The organism is Nostoc sp., assembly GCF_036916975.1.
Classification (GTDB): Bacteria; Cyanobacteriota; Cyanobacteriia; order Cyanobacteriales; family Nostocaceae; genus Nostoc.
Window position 1 is genome coordinate 1 of sequence record NZ_JBALFF010000036.1, and the last position, 22880, is coordinate 22880.

The window sequence follows — 22880 nt, forward strand, 5'->3', positions numbered from 1 at the left end:
GAGTTATGAGTTATGAGTTATGAGTTATGAGTTATGAGTTATGAGTTATGAGTTATGAGTTATGAGTTATGAGTTATGAGTTATGAGTTATGAGTTATGAGTGCTGTACATGGATAGCGGGGCGTTTAGCCGATTATGGGAGCTATTACTTAGTTAGTATTCAAAAAATTTAAATTTTCTTTGTTAAATTTTCAATTTTCAGGCGAAACCTGGGAATCCTTATTTTTGAGAGGAATGTCAAATCTAAACCCGTAAGCTATTTGGTTGTGGGGATAAGGAAAATTTAACAATGCCAGTATTAACAACTCAAGTTAAAACAGATAAATCCGTTCATAGAGAGGACAATAAAACTCAACAGCACGGTAGCAATACTACTGTCAAGGTGCAATTGCAATCTGTAACCAAAACTTATACTAATGGCTCTCACGCCTTGTTGAATGCGAACCTTGAGGTAAAGAAGGGAGAATTTTTGTTTATCACAGGGCCAAGTGGTTCTGGTAAATCAACGCTCTTGAAACTGCTGTATGGCCAGGAGTTAGCGACGCAGGGAAAAGTAATTGTTGATGGATGTAATGTAGCGGGTTTAAGGGGCGATCGCTTGTCATTATTGCGGCGACGCATTGGCATTGTGTTTCAAGATTATAAACTGATTACTCAACGTACAGTAGCGGAAAATGTAACTTTTGTGCTGCAAGCTCAAGGGTATACTCGTAAAGAAATTCAACGACGCTTAGAACCAACCTTGAAGTTGGTGGGTTTGCTGAGTAAAGCTGACTGCTTTCCAGATCAACTGTCTGGAGGAGAGCAACAACGGGTGAGTATTGCTCGTGCGATCGTTGGTACACCACCCCTGCTGTTGGCGGATGAGCCGACTGGAAATCTCGATCCAGATAATTCTTGGCAAGTGATCCAGATTCTCCAGAAGTTAAATTCCTTTGGGGCTACAGTAATTATTAGCACCCATGATGAACAATTGGTACGGCGATGCAATCATCCGGTAGTACAAGTTCGCAATGGACAGTTGTCTCGAAAATAGTTATTTGTCATTGGTCATTGGTCATTGGTCATTGGTCATTGGTCATTTGCAAAAGACAAAGGACAAATGACAAAGGACAAATGACTAATAAAGGTGATGCTTGGCTTTTGCTGATACGGGTGTGAAAGTTGCTGCTGTTTTGGGGGGTAGAACTTGTAAGCGATGGTCTCCGACCGACCGGAGGTCATCGCAAGCTTGTAAACTTTTAAAAGCTGCCTCTCTGATTACAACTTCCTCTTCTCGACTGAGTAGGAGTTGCAAGCATTCGACAACATCTTGCTGCACTGAAGAATCAACTCGCTTACGGCTGATGACTTTAGTTAACTGACGTAGGGCAATCATCCGCTTTAATGGATCTTTTTCTGTTAAATTTACCAACAACTGATCGAGGTGGTCTTCTTCTCGATTTTCATAGAAGTTGACAATTTGCCAGACCAATAAAATTAAAGTTAACAATGTTCCCACGCCTTGCACAATCGCACCAGCAGCAATCCAGGAACTATGAGAGTCAACCCAAATTGCAGCGGCCATGTAAGTAGTAACAGTAGCAAGACCACCACTTATGACTGCTAAGGCTAACCGACGATTTGAACTGTTTAAAAACTTACGTATCTTAGACCAGTGTAATTGCCAGTCCCACTCCTGCATTGAATAAACCAATACCATTATCCCAACACCGATTGACAGAGCCAATAGCAGCATCCAGTTCCACAACAACATAGCGACGACAATTGTCAAGAACCCAAGAAAGCCCCCAGGCCCAGAGAAGCGCTTAAATGTTTGCTGCTTTGTTGCTTTCTTTGTCTTGAACAATGGATGCGACCAGTTCCAGCTGGGAATCTGGTTGATCAATTGCTGCCAATAAGACGAAGCCTGTGCCACAGTGTTTACCTACTTGATTACGAAATTAACTATTGTATAAGTTTTACTACAGTTGAAGAAAGGGTGAAGACTCAAACCACAAGATGCCCGATTTTTAAGGACAGCATAAGACCTCTTGCAAAAGTCCCTAATACCCCACCCCGATATTTTGGGGAGGGGTTCTTATTTTGGATTTATGCAAGAGGTGTATAGTAGACTAGTACAGCACGGCGGAAATCAAGATACCATTTTAAATGGCTCAAAGCAAGGGCATAAAAGCTTTTTAAAGACAAAAACGAAAGTTATCAAGGGTGAATTGCCCATCAAAAGCACAGAAGGTAACGCTGTAGATGTTATTCGCAGTTATAGATAATAAGCTATTGGGGGAAATTGCCGAGTCTGAATTGGCAAGATTGGCGCTTGGTAGTACAGTTTGAGCGATGAGTTGCCCATCGCTATCGTAGGCGGAAAGCACTAGCCGTTGCGAACTAGTGACAAAGGCGCTAACCGAATTAACCGGATGCAAAAAAGTAGCTTCTAAAAGTCCGCTTTTGGGCGCTCCCATTAAAACTGTTAGCCCTGAATAGGCTATAAATGCTGGATTTGATGGCTGTATTGCTATAGAATTGTGAAAAATTACTCCCCAGCGTTCGTACTGGCGCTCTACTGGTTCAAAACACTTTAAGTCTTCTAAGTCTAAACAAATACAAGTAGGTACAGTAACTCTGCTAGCGTCAATAGCTGACTCGCCCTGATCTCCCCAAGCTGAAACTTTAATTTCATTTTGTATATTAAAGTCAAGCCCAAATTTAGCGTCTTCAATAGTTGATAGTTTATTTAATTGAAGAGTACCCTGTACCATGACATCCCGCCTTACCATTACTTAGATAATAAATAGATTTAGTAATACATCAAAAGCTATGTTTATACATATCTAACTAGAATTAATAGCTTCTTAAAATGAGCATTTTGAATCTTATTGACGCTCAAAATTATTTATGAGTTTCTTGCTAGACTACCATAAAAACTTATGTCTTATTCACGCTTTAGTGATACTTGCTACCAGGAAAAACCCTTATAAAACAGTAATTTCAACGTTTAGTCACTTTTTACTATGAAAAAAAATCACCAAATCTTTACAAGTAATCCAGTAATTTTATATCCACTTAATCTGATGGTAGGAAGAAGTCTTAAAGTGATTGGTTCGTTGATAATAACAATGAGTCAGGAGTTTGAACTAAATAGGTAAGTATTTTGGGATGACCAAAAAACATGCGGTGATGCGGATAAATTATCAAATGCTCTCCCCATATCTACGTATATTTAAGAACAATCTATGACTTCTGCTACTTAATTACTACAATCAACAAAAAGTACTTATGTTTCAACCACCAGGATTTGAACAACGGTCTATAAATACCTCACTAGGTAGGATGGTATATTATACAGCCGCAAAGTCACCTTTTCCGGAGAATCTAACAGGAAAAGATGATCGAGAAACTTTAGTGTTTCTGCACGGCTTTGGTGGTGGATCTTCTGCTTATGAGTGGTCGAAAGTATATCCGGCTTTTGCCGCCGAATATCGGGTCATTGCGCCAGATTTAATCGGTTGGGGTAGGTCTGAGCATCCGGCACGGAGTTATAAGATTGAAGATTATTTAACCACGATTCGGGAGTTTTTCGAGCAGACTTGTACAGGACCTGTAACAGCGATCGCTTCTTCTTTGACCGCAGCCTTTACAATTCGAGTCGCATCAGATCATCCTGATTTATTCAAATCTTTAATTCTCACTACCCCCGCCGGACTGTCCGACTTTGGCGAAGACTACTCCCGTAGTTTTTTTGCCCAGTTAGTCAGCGTTCCCCTTGTTGACCGTTTACTTTACAGCACTGGAGTAGCAACCAGTGGGGGTATTCGCAGCTTCTTAGAGCAACGGCAATTTGCTCAATCTAATCGAGTGTACCAAGAAATTGTAGATGCTTATTTACAATCTGCCCAACAGCCTAATGCTGAGTATGCAGCACTCTCCTTTGTCCGTGGCGATTTATGCTTTGATTTATCCCTTTACATTCAACAACTAACTACTCCCACCGCGATTATTTGGGGACAAAGGTCAGAATTTACTGGGCCCTCAATTGGCCGCCGCCTTGCCGAAATTAATCCCCAAGCGATCCGATTTTTTCAACAGTTGGAAGATGTGGGGTTAACACCGCAGTTGGAGTTACCAGCAGTGACAATTGGGTTAATTCGCCAATTTTTGCCTTTGCTTAATTAGTGCTTTGTTCAGTAGTAAGTAGGTAGGGGCGCACAGATGTCATAGGTGTCAACAAAAGCCTACAAATAGCTTAACTGTTGCTTGAATTACCCGCCTTGAACTTTAGTTCAAGGCTAATAGCTAAAGTCTACTGAAGTAGACTAAAAATTTATTGGTATATTTTAGTAATCTTCATATTACTTTTGCTATTAGCAAAAAACTGAAGTTCCTTGCGGAACATCGCTTTTAAGCTAAGTTGACACGTATGCACAGATGCGTACCCCTACCAGTATCTGTGTTGATTTGTATTAATTATTTATTGCTTGCTGTACCTTAATCCATGCGGAAAGGGCTATATAGCCAAGCCAGTGCATTATAAAGCAGCACTGTTGCGTAGCGTCTCCCTCAAGAGAAGACAGGTTTCACATCGCGGGTGATGGAGTCCGAATTATATTTGCCAGGACTGGGCATATTTTTACAAAATTGAGATGCTCTCAGGTCAAGTTAAAGACGATTGGTTTGATTATAGTATTGAAAATAACTATACTATTCAACCTGACTTGATAAATTGCTAATTATACAAACAATATAAGGCATAGCAAATTTATACTAGCAGGGAAATTATCTGATGACTATTCCAGAGCCAATTAAAGAATTTATCACATGGATACAAGGTTTTGACCATCGGATTTTACGAAATGAAGATGATGTAAAAGAAAAGTTGATTTTACCAATGTTTCACTATCTCTGTTATCCAGAAAAATGTCATCGTGAATACCCTTTAAAAATATCTAAATCAGAAAAATACGGTAAAAATCCCGAAAATAGTCATATTTATTATATTCAAGATGATATTCAGCAAGAAAATACTGGCACTTCACTTGTTTTTATTAAAGTAATAGAACCTCAAAAGGCTAAATTAAATGATTCTATCGAGAAATGTAAGTTTTACATTAATCAATTTAATCCACTATTTTTTATTGTCACTAATGGATATATTATCAAGGTTTTTAAATGCCTAGATTACTCTAAAAAAGAATTGGTATTTGATATAAATATAGATGACCTTAAAGATAAGAATATTGCTTCAATTTTTTATAATCAACTAAACTTCGATTTTGTAAAAGATATCGGTAAAAATACAGCAAATATTTTAATCAATTCTAAATATAACTTAATAGAAAAATTAATTAGACACCATCCAGATTTACACGATGTTTTAGAAAAAAGTGATTTTGAGCCTTGCACTACCAGAGACGGCTACCGCTTGGTTGTTGTGAGAAAAAAAGTAGCGATCGCATGTAATTTACCCAAAGCTTTTGCAGAGGGTAATTGTGAAATAGAGTTCAGCAGTCTCGTTTTAAGAGGTCTAAAAATTTACTTAAATCATCAAGATATTTTAGGTCAATTAATGACTGGATTACACACGCAGCCAGATTGGGGATGTCGTCGGTTTTTTAAACAGTTAAATAAAAATACTTTTGAGGTATATTTAGGTAAAACAACTCTAATTTTGTCAGAATTAGAAACAGCAGACTTGTGTTTTTGTATTGATGGAGTTTGCCAAGAATATAAAAATTTAATAATTGAATTTGAAAATGCTTTAGAAACATGGAGTTTTGAATTCGTAAAACTTTCAGATAGTTGGGGTTTTATCCTTTTTTCTGTAAAACAAGAATTATGGGAGTTAATGCAGCAGTTTGCTAATGAATTTGATTATACTAAAGGTAAGTCAGAATGGCATTTATTCCATAGAAAAGATATATCAATTCGAGTAAGTCGAGGAATTCGCGATCATACATTTATATTACCTAAAATTGATATAAAATTAGATTTATCGCTTGATAATCAAATTAACATCATCTATGAGCTAAATGATGTTAATTTAAAATCTATTGAGACAGGTAAATTAACCTTATGGAAGCAAGATATTGGAGTAAAGGGAACTTGGACAGCTAGATATACCAAACAGTGGTTATTAGAGAAATATATTCCAAAAGTTATTAATTATTACTCAGCATCTCAACTATCTCAAGCTGAATTGCTGGCCAACATCACAAATTATACAAGTGAGCGTGTGCTTATTACAGAAATTGATAATATCAGAGATTTAGCACCTTATCTTCGTGACATACAATCTTGGCTACATATATATGTAGAAAATATTGCTGCTGCGCTCTTGAAACCATATTATCAAGCCTATGCAAATTTGGTGCGTAATACTGATTCGTCGATAACAGGCATAGACTATATTATAGGAAATTTGCGTAAGGTTGAATGGACAAATAAGCAAGAAGAAATTACTAACAATTTCACAGAGTGGAAAAACTTAACATTTAAACATGCTATAGATTGCTTAGATGAGCAAGTAGCAAGAATAAATAATTGTAAATACGAGAATAGTTTAAAGGCAGATTTAATAACTCGGACATTTATTTGGATTATAGAAAATGGGAAAATTTCTTTCTCGCAGGCTCAATTAAATGCTGCTAAACAGGCTTTGCTACCACTTTGGGAACAAAGTCGTTTTGAAATGCGGTATGTGTATCCTAATCGATAAAGCTACATAATTTGTTGTAAATGCAACACAAATCCAGGTAGTACATTTTCTCCTGATAAACTAACAGGATTGTCTAATATCTCTACATCTTTACCTGGACGATAAATTTCTACTCGCTTGTTTTTCCGGTCGATTAACCAGCCTAATTGAGCGCCATTTTCGATATACTCCTGCATTTTCTCTTGTAATTCTTTCAAAGAATCAGTACGAGAACGCAACTCTACTACAAAATCAGGACAAATTGGGGCAAATTTTTCTTGTTGTTCTGGGGTTAAAGCATTCCACCGCTCAATTTTTACCCAAGAAGCATCGGGAGAACGTTCTGCACCATTGGGTAGGGTGAAACCGGTTGAAGAGTCAAAAACTTCGCCTAAATTAGTTTCAGAGTTCCAAATATCTAATTGAGTGGTAATTTTAACATTACGTCTGCCAGTATCACTACCTGTCGGTGACATAATTAATATTTCCCCTGACGCTGTGCGCTCAAATCTATAATTACTATTTTTCTGACACATCTGGAAAAATTGATCGTCAGTTAAGTCAATTTTCAATTTGAGTGTAGAAGGGAAAGTGGTTGTCGTAGCGTTCATAGGCTATTGTGAGCATCTTACTTTCTAGTTTAGGGGAGCATCCCAATGAGAGCTTAAATCTTTTCCCTCACCCCCAGCCCCTCTCCCATACTTGGGAGAGGGGAGACATAATTCTAGTCCCCCGAATCCCATATTTGGGAGAAGGGGTTAGGGGATGAGGGCAAACACAAAGTTTTTGCATCTGACGGGATGCTCCCTAGTTTAGTGCTGTATGGGGTGCGATCGCACGATGACCGATAACACCAATGAATTGTGGGGACACGCTCTTCTCAAATACAATAAAGCTGAATTAGATCGAATGATTTCATCTGTAAAACCATTTTCTGTTTAATTTCAAGTAGATAAGTAGGTAGGCGTAATTAAATATAAGCTCAAACCTCACCCTCAATCCCTCTCCTTATTATTGTCGGGAGAAGCCGGATTGAGGGTGAGGTTTTATATTTAATTTGACCCTAAAAGAGTGGTTTATTTACGTACTAGGTTGAGCAGTTCTTTTGGAGAAGCGAGCAAGTCAATCGCTACAAAGAAGATTTTGCCTTGGGGGTCAATCAAAAACCGCCATGCAATATTCATCCCAACACTGGCACCGAACCAAGGGGTTTGGACTTTACCTGTGACTTTCACTTGTGTATAGCCATCTTCTACTGGCTCAGATATACCACGCTCTGGGATCATCTTTAATCCCTGGCATTCTTCACGCATATAAGCGCGGATTGCATCTTGACCAACAACCGGTCTTTCAAAGGGGGGTTGCAAAGCACCTTCAGTGCGAAACAGACCAACAGCAGCATCAAAGTCATTGGCATTCATGTTGTTGATATAGCCCAGGACTGTAGGGTTGCTGATACCTTCAATGGTAACTTTAGTCCGAAACGCTGGAGCAGTTGGAGGAGCCACAGGTTCTGAGACTTTTTTGTAACTACCGGGAGCGTTCGGGTCGAATCCCATGCTAATTACGGTATTGCGTAAAATTGTGATTTGTTGACCTGAATCAGCATTTCGGATCGCTTGCAACACATCAGCAGCCTTAGAAGAAAGCTTGTAGCCTTCTGGGATAGGAGCAACGATTCCCTGCGCCATCCATTCTCCTAACTGATACCAGAAGCCCAATTTGATGTTTACGGTAAAGGATGCATAGGAACGACACAGGGGAGTGTCAGCACGGTTAGCCAAATCGTACATGACTTGGGTTTGAGCCTCAAAAGGCATTTGCTTAATTTGTTCGAGTAAGCCTTGCGCGAGAATCATGTTGGCTGCTCCGGGAGCGGCAACCGTAATACTTCTACCCATCTCGGTATAGGCAAACCACAGTAATGCTAGTTGATCTTCAGCATTGAGCTGAGAGAATGATTCGACAACAGTTGGAACAACGTCAGCAACTAGGGTGCCGGGAAAAATACTTTGAGCCGACTGGATGGTAAAAGACATAGCAGATGTTCCCAAAAAAAAATTACAGTTCTATCGAATGTGAAAATCAAATGTGCAAAGACGGAAGGAAGGCGTTTAGCTGTTAATAAAGACACTCAGCAAGCAGTATTTGCGTAGGGCTAGCCCTTCGAGAAATCGCCTTACCAAAGGCATAGCGATTCTGTTGCCGTTGAGTTTCGATACTCTGGCATAGCACATTGCAGACTCAACTGCATAGTTATTTAGAAAACCTTAATCAACAGTGGTTTAACGCAGTGATATTGCTTTTGTATCTAGATGTAAAGAAACATAACAATTTCGTTACAAATAAGCAATACTTTCACAGTTATATGTTAATAATTTTTATTTATGATTATGATAAGTTTTACTGAGGTCAGATTATACGCAATCGGTGGCTTTGTGTGTATTAACTTCCAAGTGCGATCGCACGTCTCGACACGCATCAAAATTTTGCTCAACAATCACTAGGAGTCTGTCCCAAAAGTTTTCAGAGGTTTGTGGTGTTCAGATCCTCGACAACTTCTACGAAGTCGGGGATCTCGCAGCCCCTCAAAATTAATAGGACAGACTACTAGCGCCAAGCCCCCAACTCTACAACGGTTGGGGGAAAAGTTTTTCCAGAATTACTGAATTGGGGTACTAGCCCCCAAGCCCCAGTTCAACGCAAACAACGAATCGCCTCTAATAGACCTCTAGCTTTATTGAGCGTTTCTTCGTATTCTTTTTCTGGCTCAGAATCAGCCACCAAACCTGCACCGGCTTGCACACTTACGGTATTATCATGTACTACCATTGTGCGAATTGCGATCGCAGTATTTAATTGCCCTTCAAAATCGTAATATCCATACACACCAGAATAAACACCCCGACGACTAGACTCTAACTCGTGAATTATTTCCATCGCCCTAATTTTGGGTGCGCCGCTTACTGTACCTGCTGGGAAACAAGCTTTTAATAAATCCCATGCTGTTTTACCAAGTGCTAATTTACCCACAACATTGCTGACTATGTGCATCACATGGGAGTAGCGCTCAACTACCATTAATTCATCAACTTTGACGCTACCATTTTGACAAACACGCCCCAAATCATTCCGCCCTAAATCTACAAGCATCACATGTTCGGCAACTTCCTTGGGGTCTTCGAGTAAATCCTTGGCAAAGGCTGCATCTTGCTGGGTGGTTTTACCCCGTGGACGCGTCCCGGCGATTGGGCGTACCGTTCCTATCACTCCACCATTTGCATCGGTTTCGGCTTTTACCATCACTTCGGGACTGGAACCGATGATTTGCCAATTTTGGAAGTTAAAGTAAGCCATGTAAGGCGAAGGATTTATCTGACGTAGGGAGCGATAAAGGCCAAAGGGGTCACCTGTATATGCTGTTGATAGTCGCTGGGAAATTACTACTTGGAAGATATCGCCTGCTTTGATGTAGTCTTTGGCCTTTTGGACGCTAGCACAAAAATCTGAGCGGGTGAAATTACTATTGTACTCTTCTGCTCCTTTGCTACTTTGTTCCTCTGTTTCCCTGCTTTCTGGCGGTTTCCATTCCAATCGAGTTTTTTCTGGCGATAGAGGTAGAGATAGCTTTTCAAGCATTTGGGTGACGCGATCGCCCGCTTGTTGATATGCTGCTTTTAAATCTACTTTCTCTTCACGTAAATCAGCATAAGCGATCGCCCAAATTTTCCGCTTTACCTGGTCAAAAATCAATAGGTGGTCTACCTGCATCCACAACCCATCAGGGATATTTCGCTCATCTGGTGGGTGAATTGGCACACGCGGCTCAATCCAGCGAATTAATTCATAGCCCCAAAACCCAAACAAACCGCCTATTCCTGGCGGTAGCTGTGGTAACTTGACTGGGTGAAAAGGTGCTAAACATTCGGCTAAAGCTGTAAAAGGGTCGCCTGCAAAAACGACTTGTGAACCATCACGGTTTTTTTGGGTTGTGCGATCGCCCCTTGCTTCCAAAACCCACAGAGGATCGCAACCCACTAAACTATAGCGCCCCAGTTTTTCCCCGCCTTCGATCGATTCCAACAAAAAGCTATAGGGCTGACCTGCACAGACTTTATACCAAGCAGATACGGGCGTATCTAGGTCTGCCACCCATTCTTGATATACCGGGACGAAGTTGCCTTGTTGCGCTAAGGCCGAAAACTGGGAGAAATCCGGAAACATAATTATTTTTTTAAAAGTAATTGGTAATTGGTAATGGGTAATGGGTTTTTATTTACCAATTACCCATTACTAATTACCCATTAGCTACTAACAGCTAGTTATGGAGCGTCGTAGGTAGTAACACCGCTAAACTTAAGTTTCGCGGGACTGGGGTTTTGTCCGATCCGACGGTCTACATAACGCACTTTGTCACGACCTGGGTTAACCTTTTCAGGGAAGACACCATCAGCCGGGTGAAGTAAAGTGGTTTCTCCGTTGGGTAAAATCCGGTAAACTTTGTAATCTGTAATTTTAAGTTTCCGGAGTTGTTGACCACCCAAAAAGATTCCATATTCTTTACGAGCTATATACAGGAGGTTTTCACCTTTCCGCATAATAGCAGCACCACCTGTAGGCAATTCAAAAACTTGCTCTTTCGGGCTAGTCCAAGTAATAGCGTACTTTTCTTCCAGTTCTGCTTTTGTGAGCAAGCCACCGGTGCTGCCACCGTATAGCGGGGTTTGTCCAGAGAGTGTTTCTGCCATAAATGATTCTCTCAACGTTTTTAGGGAATCCTAACACCGCAACCAGGATAATATTGCGATCGCGTCATAGACTGTAACAGTTTTTAGTCATTTGTCATTGGTCATTGGTCATTGGTCATTGGGCATTGATTATTAATTCTTCTCCCTCATCCCCCCTGCTCCCTGCTCCCTGCCCCCTGCCCCCTGCCCCCTGCCCCCTGCCCCCTGCCCCCTTCCCAATCCCTATTTACTCTTGACTTTTGTCCGCTTTTCCTCTTGGCTACTCTGAACAATCGGTATGGTGAAGTGAAATTGACTACCCAAGTCTTTGCCAGTTGACTCTGCCCAAATTTCCCCACCCCAGCCATTAACAATTTGACGGCAAATTGCTAAACCAAGTCCAGTCCCGCCAGTGGTGCGGCGCAACGCTCCCTCTTCTTGATAGAAGCGGTCAAAAACTACTTCTAAACGATTCGGTTCAATGCCGCGTCCAGTGTCTGCTACAGTCACCTCGACCATTTTATGGCTGTTGTAAATCGCTTTAATGGTGATTTCTCCTTGGGGTGGCGTAAATTTACAAGCGTTATCTATGAGTTTTGCCAGTACCTCTACCAGCCAATCACCGTCAGCTCTAACCAAAGGTAGGTTTTCGGCAATTTCAGTCTTGATTTTGGGTGGCTTTTCTGTTGAAGAACGCGTGCGATTTCGGCTGAGTGATAAATCTACACACTCTTGTAAAGTCAGGGATTCTGGATGCCATTCTACCCGGCCGCTTTCCAAGTTGGAAAGTGTGAGGAAATCTTGTACCAATTTTCGCATCCGTTCTGAGTCGGAAAGAGCAGTGTTGAGCATGATTTGCTGCAACTCTAAAGGCATATCCGGCTCACTAGCCAGACTTTCTAGGCACACTTGAATGGTGGATAGGGGGGTACGCAGTTCATGTCCGGTGATGGCTATGAGGTTACTGCGGGTGCGGTCTAGGGCTTCTAACTGCTGGTTAAGTTCTTCTAGGTTGGCGTAAGCTTCTGCTTGGATAAGAGCTGCTCCCACTTGGGTGGCGATCGCTTCTACCAAATCCAATTCTCCAGGTTGGCACTCGTGCGGTGGCATTCGGCAATAGTGTAACTCCACGATGCCCAATAATCGCCCCTGATAGAATACTGGTTCCATCAGCCAAGAACGAATGGCAAACTTTTTGGCGATCGTGGAAAGGGCTGGCGAATTAGTAACGCGAGGGTCACTCAGCGTATCGCTTACACAAACGCCTTCGCCAAGTTTTACTATGCTCCGAAATAGAGAATTTTTCTCTAACTCCCAGGTTTGCCCACGAACAGATAAAACACCAGGATTCAAAAACTCGTGTTCAATCATCGCTTGGCTATCTGTGGCTTGAGCGCGGTAAATTAGACAGCGACAAGCTTCTAGGTGTTGTCCTAATTCTTGTGCCGCCACCTGGAGAACTTCGTGCGGATCGAGCGATCGCCGAATGGCTGTGCTAATCGAGTTGACTAATCGTTCTTTTCGTGCTTGGGCAGCAATAGAACGGTAGGCTTTGTGCAATTTGTACTGACTAGCTTGCAAGTAAGTTACTAAGCGCTGCACAAAGGGATCTGTATCAATGTCACAAGCATATTCATTGATCTGCTCTGCTCCAGAGTGGCTTCGCGGCTCTCCTATACTAAACCTCTGACGCGCCTCCTCAATTTTACTTGCCAGTTCTGGTCTGTAAACCAAAATCTTGTCTAACAGCAATTCGGCTGCTTTGAGGCTAGCTCCCCTTTCCGATGTCCAAACTCCCTCAAATCTTCGCGCTGCGTCTATATCCAGATTAGGGCTTAGTTCTGGTAGTTGCTTGTTTTTAGCAATAGAACCAAGGCTTTCCCGGCAAACTAGACAAGTTGCATAATTGTCAGCAATCACTACCAAATGCCACTCATGGCTTAAGCCATCCGTTGGCTCAAAAGCGACCTTTTCGTAGTGTTCTGAACTGTTGGCGAAATCCGTTTCTGGAGCAGATAATACGTATATTTGGTTACTCCGCAACGCTAGTCGCAGGTAGCGATGAGCTTCTTGGCGGTAGAATCGCTCTCGTTGGAAACTAGCAATTACAAGAGGTTGAGCTAAAGTCGCAGCCAAAACTTGATCTTCCATCGCATGGGAGAGCGCCGTTAGTGAAGCCTTAAAATATAGCTGGGGCCGCAAGTATGGTAGGGACTTTAGCAGATCACTCAGCACAGAAGTCGAAATGCTCATGAATTATTGTTAAACGCTCAACCTCGATAAGATCAAAAGTCACAGCTGCATTGTACAAATTCCAAGGGACTCTCAAGTTAAATAGAGAGTTGCAATATGTAAAGAACGCGTTTAAGCACTTTCTGCCAAAGCAGGCGCAACACTTTGTTACCAATTAGAAGGAGTGCGGACAACTTGATTTGTTGATTAGCAACCTACTACGCCCAATATACATTCTTGACCAAGTTGGAAATATGCTTGCACAACCAAAATATTTCCGCACTAAGTAGCAAACTACTATTTTTTATATAATTTTAACTATTTATTTTACTGATAACCACTGACAAATAATAGTCTACGTGTAGGCAAAATAGCCCGTTGTAGACATCGCCTACGTTGATTTATGCCTACTAAATAAATTTTCTTATCCAAAAATTATTACGGGAGCATCCCAATTTTGGCTTAAATCTTTTCCCTCACCCCCAGCCCCTCTCCCAAAGTTGGGAGAGGGGAGACATAATTCTAGTTCCCCCTCTCCCAAACATGGGAAAGGGGAGAAATAATTCTAGTTCCGCCTCTCCCAAAAATGGGATTCGGGGTTAGGGGATGAGGGCTATCAAGGTTTTTGCACCTGACAAGATGCTCCCATTATTACTGCTACATTCACATATTTTAATCAATAATATTGATTAAAATTAATCAATTAATGAATTATCATAAATTAGTTTAATCAAATACCAGAGATATGTAAAACAAAATCGTATAATAGTAGAAAAAATAATCTCCGCCCTACAAGTGCAAAGAGTGTCAATTTAGAGTTATAAAATGTAATTTTATCATCTGGTTATACGGGTTTGAGCGCCGCTATGTTATCAGCAGTAGTTAAGTGTTATTTTGGCTCCAATGGCTCAAGCAAGTTTTAGAAAGCGTCTTTTTTTTGAAAGTTGTAAGGGTCAACAACCTCTACTCAGAAGACCACAAAAATATAGACCTGTACAGGGAACTTTGGCTAATGACACCGGATATGATTTATTTGAAGTCCGCGGCTATGACAGAGAAAAACGAGGTCGGCTCTTACGTCTAGTAGAACGGACGGCTGAAGAAGGAATTTCTCTAGCCGATAGTGTTTCGTTTATACCCAAAGAGCCACCAATTAGGGAAGAATCTTTAACACTCGCCTATCAAGGTTTGGATGGCTCGGTGATGGAATCCCGGATTTTATTCCAGCATCGCCAACCAGACTATTTCAAGGGTTACACTGCGGTTTGGCAGCTAGAGTTAGCTTCTCACGAAACTCAAAAGCTGGGCTACCGAGTCAGCATGTTGAAAAACAACCAGTCTAGTTCAACCGTAAGCGCCGCCTTCACTTTAGGACAGGCGAAAGCTGCTGAGTTGATGGAGGAGCAACACTGGGTAGAACAAATTACCCGGATTAGCTCAGATAAAAGCACCTTCAATCGAGTCATTGAGCGGGCCGAGCAAGATATGTATTTGTTGCGCCAGTCTTTTGGTAAGCATAAGACTGTTTCGGCTGGAGTGCCTTGATTTTCTACTGCTAACCAAGGTTGGAAAGATTCTGGTGACTGTATCGTAGACCATAAGGGAGAATTAGCCAACGGGCCAATTGCTCTGTGTGAGGTGCAAGCTTATGTCTATGCTGCAAAAATGCGTCTAGCAGAAATAGCTAGGATGAAAAAGCGGCTTGATTTGGCAGATCGTTGGCAAGAAGAGGCGAGAAATCTTAAGTTTCGTTTTAATCGAGATTTTTGGGTGGAAAACCAGGATTTCTGCGCTTTAGCTTTGGATGGAGATGGGAACCCAGTAGACAGTTTAGAATTCGAGCGTTCTGGGACTACGACTGCTTGTCGCGTTGCAAAAAAACGCGGTAATTTGCGGGTAGTTATTGAAGCTTAGAAACGGGTAGTTATTGAAGCTTAGAAAGGGGGTGGGGAGTAGGGAATTAATTTACTAAGTAAGTGGGTCAAATTAAATATAAAACCTCACCCTCAATCCCTCTCCAAAGTATCGGAGAGGGAAGCCGGAGGCAGGGTGAGGTTTATTATATGTTTAATTACGTCTACCTACTTACTCCCTATTTTATGATTGGGGCGACGCCAAATACTCCTAACTCCCAACTCCTAACTCCCAACTCCCAACTCCTAACTCCTAACTCCTAACTTTTTTACCCTTCCTCAGAATTATCTCTTTTATGTCCTGGGGATGCTTCGTAAAGTGCATCGAGATGTTGACGCGCATCTTCAACGTTAATCGAACGCATTACCAAAAGTGGCTCTTTAATTAAATTGCCTGCGCTATCTAATAACTCTGGATGGGGTACAAACTGTTTTTTTGATGAATAATAGCCATAGTTGCCTTGATTATTCATTGGCGAACAATTCGTTGGGTAGGTTCGCTCCCGATCAAAACTGAACATAATCAGGTTACGAATTAAGTTGCCAACAGCTATAAATGCAAGGATTGTAAAAGCAAGAATGTAAAGCAAATGTAACATTAGATTTTCCTCCAGGACAGCAATTTTTAAAACTTTATTTTGATTTTGTAACGCTTTGTTTCGCCGACACTGTGACTCACAGTTAAGACGAGTGTTTGACGCACTTTTTGTGCGATTACATTTATATGGAGCTATTTGTCAACCGTTATTCCACTTACGGTAGCATAGGATACATTACTTTGTTAATCCAAAAAATGTTAAGAAAGTGTTAAGAGGTATTTACTATTTATTTGACCTCTGATTTACCATCTTGTGTAGACGCAAAGAGGGTTGTCATTATATATCGCTAAATAGTCTGCCAAAATTTAGCAGATTTGCATGTGTTACTTAGGCTTCACGCGCTTGGCGAAAGCGCATTGCGACATTCCAGCATTCTGTTACTAATTCATGCCAAGGCATTAACGTTGCCATATCAATTCCGACTTGTTTATCAGTTGCACTAAACAACATCTTTGCCGTATTCAGTTCAAGCTGCGCTTGCTTAACCCGCAGAAGCAAGTCAGATTGCTCTTGGTGACTCATAAATGATAATTGCTCGGTTTCGAGTAAATGACGCGATCGCGTAAACCAATGCTGAAAATCTTCCAGCAGGGGTTCTAAAACCGTTTTCAGCAAATCAGTCCCTGGTAAATTCGAGTCTGACATAAATGGGAAGGATATTTCAAACTTTCTTACTAATATTAACGTTATTTACGTTTCTTAATACTTTTTTTAATTCTCTCATAATTGGAGGATGTAAAAATTTGTAACAAAGAATACAGTTTTTATTATATAGTCTTGATCTAGGGTTTGTACAGTTCCTTTGGAGAGGCATCTATAGGTATAGCTGATAGCAAGTTGCAATTCATAAGATAATTTAGCGATGTCTACGACGGGCTATTCGGCGTCGCGTGCAATCCTGAGTTTGATACTCAGCGAACCGATGAAAAATTTATCTTTATCGGCGATCGCAAATTCAGTCAATAGTTGGATGATATTGCTGAACTGCCAAAAATCAAAGTCGTTATAGTTGAATAAGCCAAAAGATTCAGATAAATCACCTTTTGTAATCACTTCGCCAATGGTTCAGCAGCCAATGTCGCCAAATTCATCAAATCAGTCCGAACAGTCAGAACAAGTTGAAAAAGTTTATTTACCGCGTACCAGCGAATCGGAGAACTTAAAGAAGATTCGCCACACTGCTTCCCATGTAATGGCAATGGCAGTACAAAAGCTGTTTCCCAAGGCGCAAGTTACAATCGGCCCTTGGATAGAAAACGGTTTTTACTACGACTTCGACAATCCAGAACCATTTAGCGAAAATGATCTCAAAACCATCAAAAAAGAGATGGCGAAGATTATAAATCGCAAGTTTGCGGTTATTCGAGAAGAAGTCAGCCGCGAAGAAGCCCAACGCCGGATTCAGGAAATTAACGAACCTTACAAGCTAGAAATCCTAGCAGATATCAAAAACGAACCAATTACGATTTACCACCTGGGGAATGAATGGTGGGATTTGTGTGCAGGACCTCATCTGGAAAATACCAGCGAATTAAACCCGAAAGCAATTGAACTAGAAAGCGTTGCTGGTGCTTATTGGCGTGGGGATGAAACTAAAGCCCAACTCCAACGCATCTACGCCACCGCTTGGGAAAGCCCAGAACAACTCGCTGAATATAAGCGACGCAAAGAAGAAGCGCTACGGCGAGATCACCGGAAACTGGGTAAGGAACTGGGATTATTTATATTTTCTGATTTAGTCGGGCCGGGTTTACCTTTGTGGACACCCAAAGGCACTCTGTTAAGGAGTACTTTAGAAGACTTTCTCAAGCAAGAACAGTTAAAACGGGGTTATTTATCCGTAGTAACGCCTCACATTGCCAGAGTAGATTTATTTAAAACCTCTGGACATTGGCAGAAATATAAAGAAGATATGTTCCCTTTAATGGCAGATAACTCCGAAGCTGCTGCACAGGAACAGGGCTTCGTCATGAAGCCGATGAATTGCCCCTTCCACATCCAAATATATAAGAGTGAGTTACGCTCTTATCGAGAACTACCGATGCGCTTGGCAGAATTTGGTACTGTTTACCGCTACGAACAATCAGGGGAATTAAGCGGTTTAACACGGGTGCGCGGTTTTACGGTGGATGATTCTCACCTGTTCGTCACCCCAGAACAGCTAGATAGTGAATTTCTCAGTGTGGTGGATTTGATTTTGTCAGTGTTCAATAGTCTGCAACTGAAGAACTTTAAAGCTAGACTCAGTTTCCGCGATCCAGCTAGTGATAAGTATATCGGTTCCGATGAAGTTTGGGACAAAGCCGAAGGTGCAATTCGCCGTGCAGTTGAAACTTTGGGGATGGATCACTTTGAAGGTATCGGGGAAGCTGCTTTTTATGGGCCAAAACTTGACTTTATCTTTAGTGATGCCCTAGATCGAGAGTGGCAATTAGGAACTGTGCAGGTAGATTACAATTTGCCAGAACGCTTTGATTTGGAATACGTCGCTGAAGATGGTGTTCGCAAACGTCCAGTAATGATTCACCGTGCGCCTTTTGGTTCGCTGGAACGACTAATTGGGATCTTAATTGAAGAATATGCCGGCGATTTTCCTTTGTGGTTAGCGCCAGTGCAAGCTAGATTATTACCAGTGGGTGATACACAGCTAGACTTTGCTAAAGATGTGGTGGCGAAAATGACGGCGTTGGGCATCCGTGCAGAAGTTGATACCAGTGGCGATCGCTTGGGTAAACAAATTCGCAATGCAGAGAAAGAAAAAATACCCGTGATGGCTGTGGTGGGAGCCAAAGAAGTGGAAACCAACACCTTGAGTATCCGTACCCGCCCCTCTGTGGACTTGGGTAGTATTTCTGTCGATCGAGTTGTGGATAAATTACAAGAAGCGATCGCTAACTTTGATAACTTTCACATCGATGTCACCAGCGCAGATTAACTTCAAATAGCAAATAGTAGGCTGGGTAATGCCCAGCCTCAAAAATTAACTGAAAAATCAGCATTAATGCCATTCTTTATTTAGCAATTCGTGACACAGTAAGTAGGTAGGCGTAATTAGTTATGATTCCCACAGTCATTGCACCCCACACGCCAGATGCTCCACTTGGGGAGACCCCAAGACCGCACAGGCTCCCCTTAATCCCCCAATAAATTAGGGGACTTTGAAAGGTTTTGCCCCCCAATTTATCGGGGGGTTGGGGGGATGAATAAGTGCCTAAAATCACAGCCAACCACTTTTCAAAAAACCTCTTAGATACTCAGGCTTAGTGAGGTGTTGGTTAAGGAGCGATCGCAAGGTATTTGGTATTTAATTTAACGTGAGTTCGACGAAGCTCTCCCTGCTTTGAACTAAAATTCAAGTCCGTCCCTCTCTCCCTCTTGTCCTTCTCCGACTCGGAGAGGGACGATTTTACGTAGTAAAACCAGGGAGAGGTCTTTTGATTTAATTTTAACTTTTCACTGGATTTAAAAAGTATCACAGACAACAAAACTGTTCTCAATCACCCCACGCAAGAAAACTTTTCTATTTACTCAACATTGATAGGATTGATTTAAAGACTTGTGGAATCTGCTCTTCGTAAACAGACTGGACTTGCATCAATTACTATCAATAATTTTTGACTCACATCATGAACCGCTTTAGCTCTATTTTGCTCGCCGGCTTGATAGCATCTGCTTCAGCTTTGGCAATTTCTCCAAAAGCTGATGCTAATACATCAGCGTCTTATGTTGCTGAGTTAGATAACTACGGTTATCACCGCAACAATGATGGTAACTACGAACGTTACAGTCGTTACCACAGAAATGATAATTATGACCGCCAGAACGACCTTCGCTACATTCGTGACAATAACGATCGCTATGAGCGCGAAAATAATCACCGCTATCAAGAACGCGAAAATAATCACCGCTATCAAGAACGCGATTATAACCATCGCTATCAAGAACGCGATTATAACCATCGCTATCAAGAACGCGATTATAACCGTCGCTATCAAGAACGTGAAAATAATCGTCGCTATCAAGAACGTGAAAATAATCGCCGCTATCAAGAACGCGATCGCAACTGGGGTCGTGGTTAATTGCTTTACCTATAGCGGTTCTTGAATGGAAAATACACTTTGACCTCACTTCCAAAGCTCTCTTCCTTTAAGGAGAGAGGCTTTGAATCTTGCTCCCCAACGCTAGCTCTTAAGAGGCTATTCTTATTAACAAAAGCCTGAAAACTTGGCTCTTGCTGCTTAATTAAGATCGCGATGCATTTATACAGTGGGTAAGTCTTAGATACTACAATAATTTAAAAATATCCGGTTAGAGTAAAACAATTGACTGGATATTACGGCAAAAATGGGAAATTTTGCGTGAGATAAATTTTCCCATTTGAGCTAATGTCTGATAGTGCTGGGGGGGAAAATTGGGCAATTTTGGAAAAAAGTAACTTTAGCAGAAGAATGAAAAAAAGTTGAGCTTGTCAACCCGCTAAAGCTCAATTAACTTGAAGCCCCAAGGTTTGAGAGCCGCTAGAGCGATTTCTTTATCCACACCTTCATAAGCCTCCCATTCCAACGGATGCTCTTTAGGATGTCCGTCGCCGACATTACCTGCAACTTTGATTATCGGACAGTTGGCGATGCGATCGCGCTCCAATCCTTTTGGAACTACTAGTTGGATTTTGTGACCGATAAACTTTGCTGTACTTTCATTAGCTACAGATTCACGGATTAAACAAATATCACCAGCAGTCCCCCAAGTAGTTTGGTAAATGTGGAGGAATGATATATAGGCGGCTGGTTTGATGGATCTTTTGAGAACGTGCATTATCTGTAATCCTTACACTATGAGTCAAAAATCATAAATCATACAAGTATTTTCTATCACGTTCGTAGGGAAGAATGTTTTTTACTAACATTTTGCACCTAGCCCAGATGATTATAAATCGTCTGGTGGAATATAGCGGTTTTGGGTTAGTCCAATAGGTTTAGGCTCTCCAAATTTAGCGTTAGCCTTTGAAAATGATCTCATATAGTGACAGCAGAATCTCCACCACAATCAGAATCACCACATACCACTCTACTCGCTGGCTACTGCTATGCTGCATAAACTCCAGCACTGTTTGTGCGGTTTGGGTAATTAGCTCTAATTTGCGTTCTAGAGCATGGTGACGCTCACGGATTTCGTATTCATCCTCCAAGCGCAGATATAAGTTTTCTAGCTGTGGGGATTCCCATAGTAACTCCGGCTTATCGATAATCTCTACTCGACCGACAATCTTATGTTGAACTAATAGAGTAGTCCCAAGTTGACGGAGTAATTCTCGGCTCTGGGGTCTACTCCTGTTTTCCCGCTGGAGACTTGCTGCAAAGGGTTCAATTTGATCGAATACAGTCGCTAGGCTGGTTTCATAGTGAGACAGCACAATACTCTTGGCAAGAATATCAGCCACTATCTGCAAGCGTTCTACACTAAATTCATGCAGCAAAATTTTTCCTTCCTTAACTCGCTCACTCTCTGCTACATTCAGATGAATTTCTACCTCTTCTGTTTCTGGGTTGGCAAAAGAGCCATTAACTTGAGAGGATAATTTGGTCAAGAAGGCTACCTTTTCCACAGGTTCAACATTAAACAGGACAACTGCACCATAGTTTAGCAGTACCGCACAGCCGTGTTCACCGACTGTAACTATTACTGGCATAGTCGCCAAGCAAACGTAATCCTCCAAGTTCTGTAAGTTTATATCTTTACCAAGGAATAGGGCCTGCGCTCTAAATCTATCTTTGTCATTAAAAAGGAGTTTTTGCATTGTCGCCCTATGGTATATTCTGCTGAACTACTCAAGTAGCGATATCTACGACGGGCTATTCGGCGTCGCAGTTGATGTCTGTTGTGAAGATCGCTACAATCTCAGCTTACCAATAAATCTATCCAGCACTACGTTAGTACGGCTCACAGTATTCTTGAAGATCCGGTTTTTTAGCTATACCGATCATTAATTCTTAGCTGCCTTTTCATAGTAAGAGGATGTAATGATGTCGATTCTAATCAGAATTTTTATGCAAGTTGCTACAACTATTTATCAGGGAGCATCCCAATACAAAAATCTACTAAGATAAAAGACTGATATCAAATCCGGTAGCATCTGAATGATTAAAAAACCGCTCCAGACGCAGAGAGCCAAGAGGAACAGGAAAGAAGAATAATTCCTATACAAACGGATTTGATATGACAAATAAAAAAATACTCCTTATGATTTTTTAATTAGTTAGTCTTAATTAATACTGAATTTTGAAAACAATAAGACTAACAAGTGCGGCAAGACCTAGCGCTCTCCGAAAATAATTAACCCCTTGAAATAATTCCAGCCACGCCCAAGTAAACAAAGAGCCGTATGCTACTAGGTCTAACAATGTATTGATTTTGCCGCTTGTAAAAATTAGACTTAGTAAACTAGTTACTATCCAAACAACAAGCGGTAGATTTGGCATCTGAGCTATAACAATGTTGCCTTCGGTGTCGCGGAAGGTTTTATCAACCAATGTATTTTGCATCATTTTTAATTGCTACTTAGCTACAAATAATTAACTTACAAAAACGACTCGGTACTCTCGTAATAAGAGATTTGCATTTAATTGCAAATACATTAATAATAGTAAAACATTTCAAGCGCTCTTTTGAACTATCTAATTGCTGAGATTAGAACGCTAAAGCATATTCCTATATGACT

At 41.2% G+C, this 22880-nt stretch carries 18 protein-coding genes and 1 pseudogene; 6 read left to right on the forward strand and 13 right to left on the reverse strand.

Annotated elements, in window-relative coordinates; all coding sequences use genetic code 11:
* Positions 1-289 precede the first annotated feature (289 nt).
* Positions 290-1036, forward strand: a complete 747-nt coding sequence (gene ftsE / locus V7K73_RS07295; protein ID WP_334878518.1) for a cell division ATP-binding protein FtsE — start codon at positions 290-292, stop codon at positions 1034-1036.
* Between the two features lie 84 nt (positions 1037-1120).
* On the opposite strand, the gene V7K73_RS07300 is transcribed toward ftsE, so the two are convergent.
* Both V7K73_RS07300 and V7K73_RS07305 read right to left on the reverse strand, forming a co-directional pair.
* Positions 1121-1918 carry an armadillo-type fold-containing protein gene (locus V7K73_RS07300; protein WP_334878520.1) on the reverse strand — a complete coding sequence of 266 codons (798 nt, stop codon included), beginning with the start codon at positions 1916-1918 and terminating at the stop codon, positions 1121-1123.
* A 262-nt stretch (positions 1919-2180) separates the two neighbouring features.
* Positions 2181-2777 carry a hypothetical protein gene (locus V7K73_RS07305; RefSeq protein ID WP_334878522.1) on the reverse strand — a complete coding sequence of 199 codons (597 nt, stop codon included), beginning with the start codon at positions 2775-2777 and terminating at the stop codon, positions 2181-2183.
* Positions 2778-3276: 499 nt separating this feature from the next.
* On the opposite strand from V7K73_RS07305, the gene V7K73_RS07310 reads away from it, so the two are divergent.
* Together V7K73_RS07310 and V7K73_RS07315 are read left to right on the forward strand one after the other, a co-directional pair.
* Positions 3277-4173, forward strand: coding sequence for an alpha/beta fold hydrolase (locus tag V7K73_RS07310; protein WP_334878524.1), 897 nt, complete (start codon positions 3277-3279; stop codon positions 4171-4173).
* Between the two features lie 607 nt (positions 4174-4780).
* A complete protein-coding gene (locus V7K73_RS07315; protein ID WP_334878526.1) occupies positions 4781-6712 on the forward strand; it encodes a hypothetical protein in 1932 nt (643 codons plus the stop codon).
* Positions 6713-6714: 2 nt separating this feature from the next.
* On the opposite strand, the gene V7K73_RS07320 is transcribed toward V7K73_RS07315, so the two are convergent.
* From V7K73_RS07320 to V7K73_RS07340, 5 genes are all read right to left on the reverse strand, one after another.
* Positions 6715-7302, reverse strand: coding sequence for a Uma2 family endonuclease (locus tag V7K73_RS07320; RefSeq protein ID WP_334878527.1), 588 nt, complete (start codon positions 7300-7302; stop codon positions 6715-6717).
* Positions 7303-7767: 465 nt separating this feature from the next.
* The gene (locus tag V7K73_RS07325; protein ID WP_334878529.1) at positions 7768-8730 is read right to left on the reverse strand and encodes an orange carotenoid protein N-terminal domain-containing protein; all 963 of its coding nucleotides are present in this window, start codon (positions 8728-8730) and stop codon (positions 7768-7770) included.
* Positions 8731-9388: 658 nt separating this feature from the next.
* On the reverse strand, positions 9389-10918 hold the full coding sequence (gene trpE, locus V7K73_RS07330) for an anthranilate synthase component I (RefSeq protein ID WP_334878785.1): 1530 nt from the start codon (positions 10916-10918) through the stop codon (positions 9389-9391).
* 95 nt (positions 10919-11013) lie between these two features.
* Positions 11014-11439, reverse strand: coding sequence for a photosystem I reaction center subunit II PsaD (locus tag V7K73_RS07335; protein WP_334878531.1), 426 nt, complete (start codon positions 11437-11439; stop codon positions 11014-11016).
* 222 nt (positions 11440-11661) lie between these two features.
* Entirely contained in the window at positions 11662-13671 is a 2010-nt protein-coding gene (locus tag V7K73_RS07340) for a DICT sensory domain-containing protein (RefSeq protein ID WP_334878533.1), read from the reverse strand.
* A gap of 1005 nt (positions 13672-14676) precedes the next feature.
* Here V7K73_RS07340 and V7K73_RS07345 point away from each other — a divergent pair.
* Positions 14677-15483, forward strand: a pseudogene (locus V7K73_RS07345) (glycogen debranching N-terminal domain-containing protein); the annotation flags it as partial.
* Between the two features lie 349 nt (positions 15484-15832).
* On the opposite strand, the gene V7K73_RS07350 reads toward V7K73_RS07345, so the two are convergent.
* From V7K73_RS07350 to V7K73_RS07360, 3 genes are all read right to left on the reverse strand, one after another.
* A complete protein-coding gene (locus tag V7K73_RS07350; protein WP_334878535.1) occupies positions 15833-16162 on the reverse strand; it encodes a DUF2973 domain-containing protein in 330 nt (109 codons plus the stop codon).
* A gap of 327 nt (positions 16163-16489) precedes the next feature.
* Complete coding sequence (locus tag V7K73_RS07355; protein WP_334878537.1) at positions 16490-16807, reverse strand: DUF2605 domain-containing protein; 318 nt, start codon at positions 16805-16807, stop codon at positions 16490-16492.
* A gap of 231 nt (positions 16808-17038) precedes the next feature.
* Complete coding sequence (locus V7K73_RS07360) at positions 17039-17215, reverse strand: hypothetical protein (RefSeq protein WP_334878539.1); 177 nt, start codon at positions 17213-17215, stop codon at positions 17039-17041.
* 7 nt (positions 17216-17222) lie between these two features.
* Here V7K73_RS07360 and thrS point away from each other — a divergent pair, with 7 nt between their 5' ends.
* Both thrS and V7K73_RS07370 read left to right on the forward strand, forming a co-directional pair.
* The gene (thrS, locus tag V7K73_RS07365; protein ID WP_334878541.1) at positions 17223-19097 is read left to right on the forward strand and encodes a threonine--tRNA ligase; all 1875 of its coding nucleotides are present in this window, start codon (positions 17223-17225) and stop codon (positions 19095-19097) included.
* Between the two features lie 691 nt (positions 19098-19788).
* Complete coding sequence (locus V7K73_RS07370) at positions 19789-20241, forward strand: hypothetical protein (RefSeq protein WP_334878543.1); 453 nt, start codon at positions 19789-19791, stop codon at positions 20239-20241.
* Positions 20242-20638: 397 nt separating this feature from the next.
* Here the strand turns inward: V7K73_RS07370 and V7K73_RS07375 are convergent, their stop codons facing one another.
* From V7K73_RS07375 to V7K73_RS07385, 3 genes are all read right to left on the reverse strand, one after another.
* Positions 20639-20977: a hypothetical protein gene (locus V7K73_RS07375; RefSeq protein WP_334878545.1), complete on the reverse strand. Its 339-nt coding sequence runs from the start codon at positions 20975-20977 to the stop codon at positions 20639-20641.
* A gap of 181 nt (positions 20978-21158) precedes the next feature.
* Entirely contained in the window at positions 21159-21959 is an 801-nt protein-coding gene (locus V7K73_RS07380; protein ID WP_334878547.1) for an RMD1 family protein, read from the reverse strand.
* A 469-nt stretch (positions 21960-22428) separates the two neighbouring features.
* A complete protein-coding gene (locus tag V7K73_RS07385) occupies positions 22429-22704 on the reverse strand; it encodes a hypothetical protein (RefSeq protein ID WP_334878786.1) in 276 nt (91 codons plus the stop codon).
* Positions 22705-22880 lie beyond the last annotated feature (176 nt).